Annotated in this window: 8 protein-coding genes, 1 tRNA gene and 1 pseudogene; 7 read left to right on the top strand and 3 right to left on the bottom strand. The window is 31.7% G+C overall.

The window, feature by feature from the left end; all coding sequences use genetic code 11:
• Positions 1–2,025 (bottom strand): annotated as a pseudogene (locus tag DG435_RS20545) (hypothetical protein); the annotation flags it as partial.
• 298 nt (positions 2,026–2,323) lie between these two features.
• Between DG435_RS20545 and DG435_RS20540 the strand changes: the two are divergent.
• Both DG435_RS20540 and DG435_RS20535 read left to right on the top strand, forming a co-directional pair.
• A tRNA-Gly gene (locus DG435_RS20540) sits at positions 2,324–2,396 on the top strand.
• A gap of 150 nt (positions 2,397–2,546) precedes the next feature.
• Entirely contained in the window at positions 2,547–3,431 is an 885-nt protein-coding gene (locus tag DG435_RS20535; RefSeq protein ID WP_159025784.1) for a lysylphosphatidylglycerol synthase transmembrane domain-containing protein, read from the top strand.
• A gap of 2 nt (positions 3,432–3,433) precedes the next feature.
• Here DG435_RS20535 and DG435_RS20530 read toward each other — a convergent pair whose 3' ends face one another.
• Entirely contained in the window at positions 3,434–4,534 is a 1,101-nt protein-coding gene (locus DG435_RS20530) for a glycosyltransferase family 2 protein (protein WP_106794938.1), read from the bottom strand.
• 18 nt (positions 4,535–4,552) lie between these two features.
• Positions 4,553–6,520 carry a lipopolysaccharide assembly protein LapB gene (locus tag DG435_RS20525; RefSeq protein WP_106794937.1) on the bottom strand — a complete coding sequence of 656 codons (1,968 nt, stop codon included), beginning with the start codon at positions 6,518–6,520 and terminating at the stop codon, positions 4,553–4,555.
• Between the two features lie 376 nt (positions 6,521–6,896).
• Between DG435_RS20525 and DG435_RS20520 the strand changes: the two genes are divergently transcribed.
• The 5 genes from DG435_RS20520 (at position 6,897) to DG435_RS20500 (ending at position 14,177) form a co-directional block, all read left to right on the top strand.
• Entirely contained in the window at positions 6,897–7,814 is a 918-nt protein-coding gene (locus tag DG435_RS20520) for a glycosyltransferase family 2 protein (RefSeq protein WP_106794936.1), read from the top strand.
• On the top strand, positions 7,811–8,599 hold the full coding sequence (locus tag DG435_RS20515; protein WP_106794935.1) for a hypothetical protein: 789 nt from the start codon (positions 7,811–7,813) through the stop codon (positions 8,597–8,599). The genes DG435_RS20520 and DG435_RS20515 overlap by 4 nt, the downstream gene beginning before the upstream one ends.
• Positions 8,600–8,693: 94 nt before the next feature.
• Positions 8,694–9,824 carry a dTDP-4-amino-4,6-dideoxygalactose transaminase gene (gene rffA, locus DG435_RS20510; protein ID WP_106794940.1) on the top strand — a complete coding sequence of 377 codons (1,131 nt, stop codon included), beginning with the start codon at positions 8,694–8,696 and terminating at the stop codon, positions 9,822–9,824.
• Positions 9,825–9,829: 5 nt separating this feature from the next.
• Positions 9,830–12,061 carry a tetratricopeptide repeat protein gene (locus tag DG435_RS20505; protein WP_106794934.1) on the top strand — a complete coding sequence of 744 codons (2,232 nt, stop codon included), beginning with the start codon at positions 9,830–9,832 and terminating at the stop codon, positions 12,059–12,061.
• Positions 12,062–12,164: 103 nt separating this feature from the next.
• Positions 12,165–14,177 (top strand): hypothetical protein, encoded by a 2,013-nt coding sequence (locus DG435_RS20500; protein WP_106794933.1) that lies wholly within the window; start codon positions 12,165–12,167, stop codon positions 14,175–14,177.
• The last annotated feature ends 20 nt before the right edge of the window (positions 14,178–14,197 follow it).

Here is a 14,197-nt window from a genome sequence, read left to right as displayed (position 1 = left end):
TCCAGCTGCTCCGGTAGCACCTCTTGCACCATCAGTTCCATTTGTTCCGTTAGTTCCAGCTGCACCAGTAGCACCTCTTGCACCGTCGGTTCCATTTGTTCCGTTGGTCCCGTTGGTTCCAGCTGCACCAGTAGCACCTCTTGCACCGTCGGTTCCATTTATTCCGTTGGTCCCGTTGGTTCCAGCTGCACCAGTAGCACCTCTTGCACCGTCGGTTCCATTTGTTCCGTTGGTTCCAGCTGCACCAGTAGCACCTCTTGCACCGTCGGTTCCATTTGTTCCGTTAGTTCCGTTGGTCCCGTTAGTTCCAGCTGCTCCGGTAGCGCCTCTTGCACCGTCGGTTCCATTTATTCCGTTGGTCCCGTTGGTTCCAGCTGCTCCGGTAGCACCTCTTGCACCATCGGTTCCATTTGTTCCGTTAGTTCCAGCTGCTCCGGTAGCACCTCTTGCACCGTCGGTTCCATTTGTTCCGTTGGTCCCGTTAGTTCCAGCTGCTCCGGTAGCACCTCTTGCACCATCGGTTCCATTTGTTCCGTTAGTTCCGTTGGTCCCGTTAGTTCCAGCTGCACCAGTAGCACCTCTTGCACCGTCGGTTCCATTTGTTCCGTTAGTTCCAGCTGCACCAGTAGCACCTCTTGCACCGTCGGTTCCATTTGTTCCGTTAGTTCCGTTGGTCCCGTTAGTTCCAGCTGCTCCGGTAGCACCTCTTGCACCATCGGTTCCATTTGTTCCGTTAGTTCCGTTGGTCCCGTTAGTTCCAGCTGCTCCGGTAGCACCTCTTGCACCATCGGTTCCATTTGTTCCGTTAGTTCCAGCTGCACCAGTAGCACCTCTTGCACCATCGGTTCCATTTGTTCCGTTAGTTCCAGCTGCTCCGGTAGCACCTCTTGCACCGTCGGTTCCATTTGTTCCGTTAGTTCCGTTGGTCCCGTTAGTTCCAGCTGCACCAGTAGCACCTCTTGCACCATCGGTTCCATTTGTTCCGTTAGTTCCAGCTGCTCCGGTAGCACCTCTTGCACCATCAGTTCCATTTGTTCCGTTAGTTCCAGCTGCACCAGTAGCACCTCTTGCACCGTCGGTTCCATTTGTTCCGTTAGTTCCATTGGTCCCGTTAGTTCCAGCTGCTCCGGTAGCGCCTCTTGCACCATCAGTTCCATTTGTTCCGTTAGTTCCAGCTGCACCAGTAGCACCTCTTGCACCATCAGTTCCATTTGTTCCGTTAGTTCCAGCTGCACCAGTAGCACCTCTTGCACCGTCGGTTCCATTTGTTCCGTTGGTTCCAGCTGCTCCGGTAGCACCTCTTGCACCATCAGTTCCATTTGTTCCGTTAGTTCCAGCTGCACCAGTAGCACCTCTTGCACCGTCGGTTCCATTTGTTCCGTTGGTTCCAGCTGCACCAGTAGCACCTCTTGCACCGTCGGTTCCATTTGTTCCATTAGTTCCAGCTGCACCAGTAGCACCTCTTGCACCGTCGGTTCCATTTGTTCCAGCTGCTCCAGTAGCGCCTCTTGCACCGTCGGTTCCATTTGTTCCGTTAGTTCCAGCTGCTCCAGTAGCACCTCTTGCACCATCGGTTCCATTTGTTCCAGCTGCTCCAGTAGCACCTCTTGCACCGTCGGTTCCATTTGTTCCAGCTGCTCCAGTAGCACCTCTTGGTCCTGCAGGGCCTGCTGATATTAGAGAAGATAAATCAACAGATCCTCCATCTTCCAAACTTAAAATGTTTGTCGTAGGATTAAAGGATAGTTGTTGATCATCATTGCCGGTACATAGGCTTGACCAGCTATTATTGTTATATTGAAAGACGCAATTGACAGTTGTATTGTAGACTAATGCTCCATTTAGAGGAGTCATTGCATTCATTTGAGTTGTAGTAACTCTAGAGAGAACGAATGTCTTATTAGTACTTTCCAATTCTAAAATAGAAAAAGAATCTATTTGATTAGGGTTATCACCAACTTTGACCTGAGCCTGAGCGGTTACTAAAGATAAAAATAAGATTATGAGGGGTAATTTTATCTTCATATTTTACGTTTTATTTACAATTAAAACTTAAATAAATTACGCTTTAACCATAATCTATATATGGTTAAAACAGCTTTTATTCTTTTTTGGCATAAATATAAATTGATAATTTCTTAAAATGTTATCAATTAGGCAAATATATGATTTTTTCGACAAAAAACAACTTTTATCGTCAAAATACACATAAAAAAATATTTAGAACTAGCTTTTGTTAAATTTTAACGTGAAATTATCATAAAAAAAATATTTATTTGTTTTTTAGTTTAGAAGAAATCTAATACATTTGTCGCCGCGTAAGGCGGGAGTAGCTCAGTTGGTAGAGCGTCAGCCTTCCAAGCTGAATGTCGCCAGTTCGAACCTGGTCTCCCGCTCTAAGGTTTCATCATTACTGATGAAACCTTTTTTTATTTAATACATAGTTTTAAGAATTTTATATTTTTAGAGAAATTCTGCACTACTGTTTTGTGTCATATGGATATAATATTTTGAAGAAGTTTAGTTTTTGGATAAAATTTTTGGGTGTGATTCTGTTTTGCCTTTTGATATATAAGGTGGGGTGGGAAGATACATTAGAATCTATAAAAAAAGTTTCTATTGCTCATTTGTTAGTAGCGATAGTTATTTTTTGGATTGCTTTTTATCTGAAAAGTGTAAGATGGAAAATCATTTCTAATTCTTTTGGAATACCATTACATAGCTACCAAGCACTTAAGGTTTTTTTTATTGGTCTTTTTCTTGCGAATATTACTCCTGGAAAATTAGGTGACTTTGGCAGGTTGTTTTACATAAAGGATCAGTTACCTAATAAGAAGGTTGGATGGTCCAGTCTTATTATGGATCGAATTTTTGATTTGATTTGCTTGTTTTTTTTTAGTTTAATAGCTCTTTTTTATTATCAAATTAATTTTAAGATTTTAAAATCCTCTCCGAATTATTCGCCTGCATTCCTATTGGGTGTAATATTAGTAGTGTTGATTTTTGTCCTTTTTGTGTTTCGAAAGAAAATTGAAAAATATATTAAACCATGGTGGGAAGCTTTTAATTCTCATACCCTTGGTGCTAAGGGAGTTTTATTGGCTCTAGGTATTACTTGTTTTAGTATGGTATTGATATATGGTGTTTTTAATTATATAGCCTGGAGTATGAGTATACCTATTAATCATATAGGTTTGTTTTTAGGAGTCTTCATTTTAGGATTGCTAACATTGCTTCCTATTACTGTTTTAGGAATAGGAGTTCGTGAAACTTCGCTAGTTGTAATTTTTCAGTTATATGATCTTCCTTCTCAAGATGCGATTGCACTATCGCTTATAATATTTTTGTTACAGCTTGTATCTTTTATTCCCGGAGCCATTTGGTTTTATCTTTCACCTATTCAATTAAGTGAATTAAAAGAATTAAAGTAGGTTTATCGAGATAATCTTTCATTATCCTGTATATCCATCCACATTGCAAATAGTAAAGATTGAAAACCCGAAATAGTTAAGAAGATGAAAATTATAAGATAATCGGTTGGGGTTTTAGAATCTGGGATAAAAAAGTTTGCTAATAAATGATATAGGAAATACGTATTGATTATTCCAATAATAAATGAAATCCAATATAATAAAAATAGTGGATGGAAACTTCTAATCAAATATTTAGTATGCAACCGCTTAAAGAAGCAGCGAATTAATAAGAATAATATAGGAAAAGAAACTTTAATAACATTTAATTTTGATTGTTCACCAACACCATAAACAGGTTTTATTTTTACTTCACGAATTGTGCAGAAAGCGATATTGAGTTTTACTAATACATCATTAGGCATTCCATATCTTTTATAAATGTTATACAATGGAATTGAATTTAAAGCGTGATTTGACATAGCTGTATATCCGCTTTGAGTATCAGATATTCCCCAATACCCTGAAACAATTTTGGTAAGGATGCTTAATACCGAATTTCCTAAAAAACGAACTCTTGGAATAATAACCCAGGCACTTTTGTGAATTAATCGATTTCCTTTTACATAATCAATTTCTTCTTTTACAACAGGATTGCAAATAGATTCAAGTTCGTTAGGATCCATTTGACCATCACCATTCATTACTACAGCGCAGTCAATATCATGATCTTTGCACCACTTATACCCTGTGGCAACAGCTGCTCCAACACCTCCATTTTTTAAGTGTTTAATAACAATGATTTTTTCTTCCTCAGGATTTTTATTTAAAATTTCAATAGGAGGAAATCTTTTTAATTCTTCTATATTTTTTTGATGCACCTCGATATCAGCTCTATTATATATGGTTGGAATTATTTCTTTTTGAAGATTAGAGGTTAATTTTAAAGCTGAAGTGTTATTCTGTAAATATTTAATAACAACCTCTACTGTTTGGTCTTTGGATACATCATCCACAATAATAATACGGTCAACAAAGTCTGGCATACTGTCAAGAACCATTGTTATTTGAGTAGCTTCATTGTAACAAGGAATTACTACACCTATTGTTTTGTTATTAAGCATTATTTATTATTTTTTTGATTAATTGTTAATGTTATCTGTTGCCCACTTTAAGTTGTTCTTTGCTAATTGATAATCAGGATTGATTTCTAATGCTTTTTTACAGGCTTCAGCTCCAAGTTTCCATTGCTCCATTTGATTATGGGCCGAACATATATTATTATAGGCAAGAGTATTATTAGGATCTATTTTTAATAATTCTTTACAAGTAGAAATTACCAACTCATATTTTTTGTTTTTATAATATATGAGGCTTAGATTAATATAAGATTCAATGTCAGGATTTGTTTTTATTTTTTTTAATAAGGATTTTATCTTATCCTCAGAGGCTGCAATTTTATTTGTGATATTTTTTAGTAATTGTTTAGATAGAATATGATTAGGGCTTTTGACTAACGCTTTTTTTAAATATATCTCGGCTTCATTATATTTTTTTTGTTCAGAAAGATATCTTCCATAATAATATTCTGGAGCTGGAGAGCTAGAATTTAGTTGTATTGCGGATTTAAAATAGTGTTCTGCTGTAGTATATTCTTTTTTTGCCCCATGTACAATACCTAGATTAGTGTGTAAAATATGATAATTAGGGGTTAGCTTGTTTGCTTTGTTAAAATATTCTAATGCAATATCATATTTACCTTTTTCCATTTGTGTTAGACCGTAATTCATTTGTCCTCTTCCATTTTTTGGACTTTTCTTTGTAACATCTAACCATAATGATTCTTCAGAATTCCATATTTTACTCCTTTGAAATGTGCCATATCCATGACCGATAAGGATTATCGATAGTATAGTTGCAATGCCGATAGTATATTTTTCACCTTTTTCAAATACATTATATTTTTTTAGAATAATTAATATTCCCCATGGAACAGCAATAAAGAGACCGATAAAAGGAAAGAACATACGGTGATCATTTGCAGTCTGAAATAGTGGGTTTAAGGAAGTTGGTAATAGAGCAATAAAAAACCAAGAAATACCAAAAGAAATTGGTCTCAGCTCTTTTTTGAAAGCAGTTTTTATCATTAAAAATAACATTCCTAAAATAACGAATACTCCTAAAAGTATTTTGAAGTTATACCAAGGTTTTATAATAGTAATATCAGGATCTGCACTAAGGTTAATCGGAAGAATAAAATTACCTAAATAATGTATAATTACATAACATTGTGTACTAATATACTCAAATCTTGTAACTGTATAGTTTGTTGATACTGTTGCTTCGGGAGTTAAATAATATTGGTTGAAAATAAAAAGAGAGGTAGTAATGATAGCAGTTGGAGCAATTTTTTTTAATACTTGAGTTATTTTCTGTTTAGTATCTGTTTTGAAATCAGTAATTAATGAATGATTTTCGAAAAGTATGATGTAGGCTAATAGTATTGGGAAAACCATTGCTCCGGTTTGTTTTGTCCAAATACCAATAATCATAGGGATTAAATATAAGTGCCATTTTTTTCCGAAAGGATAAATGTATAAAAGTAAGGAAGTTACAGTGCATAAAGAGGAAAAAGAATCAGAACGAGCACAGATATAATTAATAGTTTCTGCATTGGCAGTATGGAGCGCAAACCAAGCGGTTGCAAAAAGTGCTGTAATCCCAATCCATTGCTGTTTTTCCATGGATTTTTTGTAAATATGTTTAGTTAACCGAAACATTAAAACAATTAGAACCAAAAACCAAAAAAAGATATGGTAATGATAATATTTCGAGTTCAATCCATTTGCCAATGAATAATCAACAGCATTCATCAATGTAATTACAGGTCTGTATGACCTATTGGCAGGAAGAGAACTAAAAGTATCAGCATTTGAAAAAAAACTTGTCCAATTGTCTAAGCTTCGTATAGACTCATTTTCGTTAATAGTATGAAAATCATCAAAAAAAAATGGATTGTCAAAATGATTTAAATATACAGAGAGAGTAACAATCAGTATGATGACTAAAGATTTAAACTCAAAACTTTTTGAAGAGAAATTTTTAAACATATACTTGTTGAATTATATAAAACTTGGGTGTAATTATTTTAGTATTTATAATCTTAAATTGAGAATTAATGCTGATATAAATTAAAGAATTAAGACTAAATATAATAGTTTTATATTGTTTTTGTTATTTGAGAAATAAAATTTTCAAAAATTTAGAAACTAAAAAATGTAAATGTTTTGTTATTAATGTGTTAAAATGAAATGATGCTCTTTTTTTGTAAACTGAATTTATGAATGTAGTGATAGAAAATTAATAGTATTATATTTGAGTTAAATAGAGAAGTAATTAAATAGGGGAAAGGTAAACATAAAGGAATATTAAATTCAGTTGTATCTTATAAAAGTATGACAACATAAATATTAACAAACCAGAATTATGAAGTTGTCTATAGTTAGTCCTGTTTACAAGGCAGAGAAAATAATACCTTTATTAATTAAGCGAATTGAAGAAAGTGTAAGTAAGATAACTGACGATTATGAGATTATTCTAATTGAAGATTGTGGTCCTGATAATTCATGGGAAACGATTAAAGATATAGCTAATAGAAATGCTAAAGTTGTTGGGATAAGGCTTAGTAGGAATTTTGGGCAACATTATGCTATAACCGCAGGGTTGCATAAGGTTAAAGGAGATTGGGTAGTTGTCATGGATTGTGATTTACAAGATCAACCAGAAGAGATTGAAAATCTTTATGCAAAAGCTAAGGAAGGGTATGATATTGTCTTAGCAAGAAGAAAAGAGCGAAAAGATCATTTGTTTAAAAAAATGTGGTCCATATTTTTTTATAAACTGTTATCATATTTTACAGAAACAAAACAGGATAGATCAGTTGCTAATTTTGGTATCTATCATAAGAAAGTTATCAGTTCGATATTAGTAATGGGTGATGTTGTAAGGGTGTTCCCAATTATGGTTCAATGGGTTGGTTATAATAAAACTGCAATAGATGTAGATCATTCTAAAAGAGAAATTGGGAAATCAACATATACTTTTTCAAAATTATTTAAACTTGCGATTAATATATTTTTGACATTTTCTAATAAGCCACTAATCCTTACTGTTCGTTTTGGGTTGTTGATCTCTCTTTTTTCTTTTTTAGTTGGCTGCTTTTATTTATATAAATACATTACTTATGGGATATCAGTTTTAGGGTATACCAGTCTAATATTATCTATTTGGTTCTTGGCAGGAATTATAATTTTTTCTATCGGAATTCTTGGGCTATATATAGGTAAGATATTTGATACAACAAAAAAAAGACCTACATTTATTATTGATGAAATCATAGAATGAAAAATTATAAAAATATTCAAGCTGAGCATATTGAAATTGGCGTTAATACAGTAATAGAGCCAACAGCTGTAATCAGGGGGCTTAATGGTATGGCACGTAAAATAATAATTGGAGATAACTGCTATATAGGTTCTAACGTTCAAATAATCATTGATGATTTTAGTTTAGGAGATTACTCAAAAATCCATCATGATACTAATATACATGGTTATAAACCTTGTAAAATTGGTCATAATGCATGGATTGGACAGTATACTATAATTGATTCTATTGGTGGAGTATTGATTGGGAATAATTGCGGTATTGGTGCTCAATCTCAATTATGGAGTCATATAAAGTATGGAGATACTTTAGAAGGGTGCCGTTTTAAATCTGAAAAAAAACTTGAAGTTGGGGATGACGTATGGTTTGTGGGACATTGTATCGTATCTCCAATTAAGGCAGAGAATAAATCTTTAGCTCTGGCTGGATCAGTAGTTACATCGGATATGGGATATAATAGAATTTATGGAGGGTCACCAGCAAAAGATTTAACCGATAAAATTGGTAGTCAATTTAAAGAAGTTTCTCTGGTTGAAAAAATGAAAAAAATGAAGGAGTATTTAAGGATTGCTAACTTAGAAGATAGCTCCATAAAAATTGTACAATATGAAAATGAAGTGAGAAGTGATGAGAATACTTATTTCATTGTGTCGTCAAGAAAATATACTAAAAGAAAAACTTCAAGAGAAATTGAATTCATGAAATTTTTACTTCCCGATAAAGCGAAATTTACGCCAATATGATTCAAAAATATTTGTTAGCTGCATTATTTCGAATATATTGTTTTTAGATAAAAAATATTTAATTTGTGTTTTCCAAATAAAAAAATAAATGCCTTTGATTCCTTTTAATAAACCTTATATGACGGGAGATGAACTGTATTATATTAAAGATGCAGTAAATAGAGGTAAAATTTCTGGAAATGGATATTATACTCAAAAGTGCCATGATTTTTTTAAAGAAATAATTGGTTTTAGAAATTGTTTGTTAACCTCTTCTTGTACAGATGCACTAGAAATGACAGCAATTTTAGTTGATATCGAACCAGGAGATGAAGTAATTATGCCTTCCTATACATTTGTATCTACGGCGAATGCTTTTGTTTTGCGTGGAGCTAAGATTATTTTTGCTGATAGTAATAAAAATAATCCAAATATAGATGCAACATCTTTAGAAGCATTAATAACTGCAAAAACAAAGGCTATTGTTGTAGTACATTATGCAGGAACAGCCTGTGATATGGACTTGATTATGGATGTTGCTAATAAGAATAATTTATTTGTAATCGAAGATGCCGCTCAAGCGATAGATTCATATTACAAAGATAAACCTTTGGGAAGTATAGCTCATTTAGCAACATTTTCTTTTCACGAAACCAAAAATATCATTTCAGGAGAAGGAGGGATGCTGGTTATAAATGATGAACGATTCGATGAGAGAGCAGAGATTATTTGGGAAAAAGGTACTAATCGATCTGCTTTTTTTAGAGGGGAAACGGATAAGTATTCTTGGGTTGACGTAGGATCTTCATTCTTACCATCGGACGTCACAGCAGCCTTTTTGTTTGCACAATTAGAAAATTTACAAAAGATTCAATCTAGACGAAAGGTTTTATGGGATAATTATTATAATGGCTTAAAACAACTTGAAGAAGAAGGTGTATTAAAATTACCTGAAATTCCTAGTTACGCTACTTCAAATGGTCATTTATTCTATATAGTGTGCAAAAATATTGAAGAACGAAGCCAGTTAATTTTGTTTTTGAAAGATAATAGTGTACATGCTGTTTTTCATTATTTATCATTACATAAAAGTCCATTTTATGTAAACAAATACAAATCTATAGGACTTGAAAATTGTGATACTTTTGCAGATCAATTATTGCGATTACCATTGTATTATGAATTAGATATAGAGGATCAAAATAGAATAATTAATTTAATAATAAGTTTTTTTAGAAAAAGATAATCTTTATGAAATTTAATTTTCCTCAAAAATTCACTTATCGTAATGGGTTTATTCTAGCTGCAGTTTTGATAGGTTTTATGATGACTTTTTTGAGTTTTGATTATGGTATCACAGAAGATACTAGATTTCATAATGATCATGGAAAACGCATATTGAATTATTTTAAGGGGATTGATGATTCAGCAGCATTAAGCCCAATTAATGATGAAGGAAAATATATAAATATATCTGATAGTGAGTTACACTTAATAAGAGGAATGAATGGTTTTGGAGGTTTTTTTGATTTGGTTTCCAATTTTTTACACCAATATTTTTCCTTCTTTGGAGTGTATGAGTTTAATAATATGATTAATTCCATATTTGGTTTTTTGTTATTTCTATTTTGTGGTTTATTAGGAAAAGAACTGGGAGGATGGAAAGTCGGATTGTTAACACTTGTGTTTATGGTGCTTACTCCTGTATTATTTGGACATTCTATGAACAATCCAAAAGATATTCCTGCAGCGGCATTTTATATGTTTTCGATATTTCATATTGTCAAATTGTTAAAAGAACTCCCTGTTGTTACCTTAAAGAGGGCATTTTTTTTAATACTCAATATTTCTTTGCTTATTAATATCAGAGTTGCGGGCCTCATGGTTATTGGATATGTTTTGTTGGCTGTTTTTATTTGGTGGTTTATTGAAAATTATAAGTCAAATTTTAAAAAAATTGAAATAAAAGATTCTCTGTTACTTGCTGGTAAAACTATTGCAATTTGCATCTTTTCTTATTTAGCAACGAGTATTTTTTGGCCTTATGCTCAGACGAACCCAATAATGGTGCCTTTAGAGATATTGTTTAAAGCTAAAGAATTTAATGGGTTTATAAGTACACAATTATTTGAAGGTGAGTGGCGAAGTAGTTTTGAAATGCCATGGTATTATGCTTTTAAGAGTTTACTTATTCTTCAGATGCCTTTGCATATAATTACAGGAATGATTTTGATACCATTACTTTATTTTAAACAAACGAAGAATGAAAAAGTATACTACTCAATTATATTGTTTACAGCAATTTTCCCTTTATTACTCATAGTCATAGGTAATGTAAATAGTTATAGTAATTCTAGGCAGTTTTTGTTTGTTGTACCTCCAATAATTGTATTATCTGTATTAGCTTATTTTAAACTTTTTAAATTAATAACCCAAACAAAGATTAGGTGGGCAGTATTTATAGTGTTAGGCATGTTGTTATTGCAACCACTACAATTTATGATTATTAACCATCCTTTACAATCCTCATACTATAGTCCTGTTATCGGTGGAGTAAAAGGAGCTTATGGAAATTATGAAATAGATTATTGGGGATTTGGGATAAAACCAGCAATAAATTGGCTTAAGGATAATGTAAGTTCTGAATTTGATAACAATTCTCCTGCAAAAGTAAGAATGTACTATGGAGAACAATCAAAAGCATCTTACTATCTAGGTAAAATTCCAAACTTAAAATATGTATTGGAAAGAAGAAATTCTCCAAATTGGGATTATTCTATTATAATGTTAACAGAGGCTAAATACAAAAAAGATATCAATGTAAACTGGTCTCCAGAAAACACTGTGCACAAAATAAAAGTGGATGGTATTCCAATTTGTTATATCGTTAAAAATAATATTCAAACAGATAAACATGTGTTAGAATTGGAACAAAAAATAGCTAAAACACCTTCAGTAAATGGATATGTAGAATTAAGCTTATTGTACTATAAAAAGAAAGATTATTTTAAAAGTATTGAGGCTTCAAGAAAAGTTGTTTCTTTAGACCCTAACAATAATATTGCATATAATAATCTATGTTCTGCTTATAATGAGTTATTGATGTACGATAAAGCTAAAACCGCTTGTGAAAAATCCTTATTAATTAAACCTCAAATGCAGTTAGCTCAAAATAATCTTAAGGCATCCCTTAGTGGTATTGATAGAAGAAAAAACAGAAAACTAACTCCAAAAGAATATCTCAATCTAAGCTATAATTATTACAAATTAATGGAGTATAACAAGTGTATAAAGGTTAGTATGGAATTGCTAGAATTAGAACCGAATAGCGTAGTGGCATATAATAATATATGTTCATCTTATGCCGCTCTTAAAAAATATAACGAAGCTATTAAGGCTTGTGAAAAAGCTCTAGAGATAGATCCGGATTATCAACTAGCTATAAATAACTTAAAATGGGCTAAGAAAGAATTAGTCAAATAATTTTTGAAACAGAACGAGTAAACAAAATATATATAGTAATTAAATATTATTTTCGTTAAAGTTAAGAAAGTTTAAACCATTTCAATGATTGAATTGATGTATAATGAATATTAACAAATATAAAACACATATCGATATCATATTAGGGGTAATTGTTTTGTATGGTGTGCTTTTTAATTATTCAGAATTAATAAATGCTATTACAATGAATTATCATCCTGTTTGGAGTGATGAGTTTTTTTATTTTATTAATACATATTCATTCATTCAAAATGACACGCTAGAAGCAGCATTAACATTTGGTGGAGAAGGGAGTGTTGTTTTTGGTGCAGATGCTCACGGTATTGGCTATCCATTATTACATGGTACAATTGCAGGTTTTTTTGATTGGAGTAATATAAGTTTAATTTCTTTTAATTTCATTATAATTTTAATTTCTATTCTATTAGTATGGTTTATACAATCAATTACTATAACTCATAAGTTGTGGTTTACTATTATTGTACTACTTTTTCCTTTCTTTCCTCTTTATGCATTTACATATATGCAAGAGGTAATCCATATCTTTATAGCGTTAGTAATAAGTGTTTTGATTTATCATATTTATAACAAGGATGATAATAAACTATATATTGTTTTGTTTATTCTAACAATTTTCATTTCAGGAATATTTCGTAGTTTATGGTTCTTTTGGTTAATAGGGTTGATACCAGTATCAAAATCAAAAAGACAATTAATTACATATTCATTGTTGTTTTTTTTTGGAGTTATATTATCCCTTGTTTTTACAAAACTATTTACAGAACCAGTTCCTAATTATTTTTCTTCAATAATTACTTTATTCAACAATGGTGAGATAGGAAATATATTTATTTCATTGTTTAGTCATTTTTTTGAAAATATTAAATTTTATTTTTTTGGTAGAGAAGGTGATTTGGTATACAAATCCATGAAGTATATAAATTTTGGAACCGTAGCTTACTTTACATTTAAAGCAGTTAAATATAAGTCAAAGCTTACTATTTCATTAGCACTCATAGGAATATTGAATTTTTTATTACTCTTTTTACTATACGATGCTTTTGGATGGAGAGAGATTAGAACAATGTCTCCTCTGTTCTATTTTTATATTCTTTTTTTAGTTAAAGAAACAAAAAGTATAGTTAGATATGTACAAGTAGGTGGATTATGTTTTTTGTTTTTTTTTACTATTAAAATATCAAATCAATGGATAACCGAAAGAAATAATATTGATTTACATAATGTAAACAGAGAACAAAAAGCATATAAAGAGATATCAGAAAAAATCCCTAATAAAAAAACTATATTATTAGATTATATCCCAAGAGATTACTCCAGGGATTTACTAAACCTTCCATTGCGTAATATTAATAATTCTCCTATACGTTATATAATTCAATATTATGATGTGGAAAAATATGATTATGACTATATTCTAACTAGGCCTAAAACCGATAGACAAAATTTTAAAATAATAGATAATGATTATTTTAAAATTTTTAAAAATGGGCATCAAGCTGAGTTTGATACACAAACATCAGAGAGGGAATTAACAGAGAAACTATCTGTTGATGAGTATTTAAGATTAAGCCTATTACACTATGAAAAGAAAGATTATTTTAAAAGTATTGAAGCTTCAAAAAAGGTTATTTCTTTAGATCCTAACAGTAATATTGCATATAATAATCTATGTTCTGCTTATAATAAGCTATCGATGTACGATGAAGCTAAAACCGCTTGCGAAAGATCTTTGTTAATTAAACCTCAAATGCAGTTAGCTCAAAATAATCTTAAGGCATCCCTTATAGGTACAGATAGAAGAAAAAACAGAAAACTAACTCCAAAAGAATATCTCAATCTAAGCTATAATTATTACAAATTAGGATATTTTGATAAATGTATAGAAGTTAGTAAGGAATTGCTTGATTTAGAGCCGAATAATGTTGTGGCATATAATAACATATGCTCATCATATAATGCTCTTAAGCAATATAGAAGTGCTATTAAGGCTTGTGAAAAGGCTCTGGAGATAGATCCGAATTATCAATTGGCTAAGAACAATTTAAAATGGTCAGAAAGTAAATTAAATCCATGATTATTTTAAAATTAGAAGTA

The organism is Aquimarina sp. Aq78 (assembly GCF_900299525.1).
Lineage (GTDB): Bacteria > Bacteroidota > Bacteroidia > Flavobacteriales > Flavobacteriaceae > Aquimarina.
Note: the sequence above shows the minus strand (reverse complement) of the source record. Positions and strands in the feature narration are given on the sequence as shown.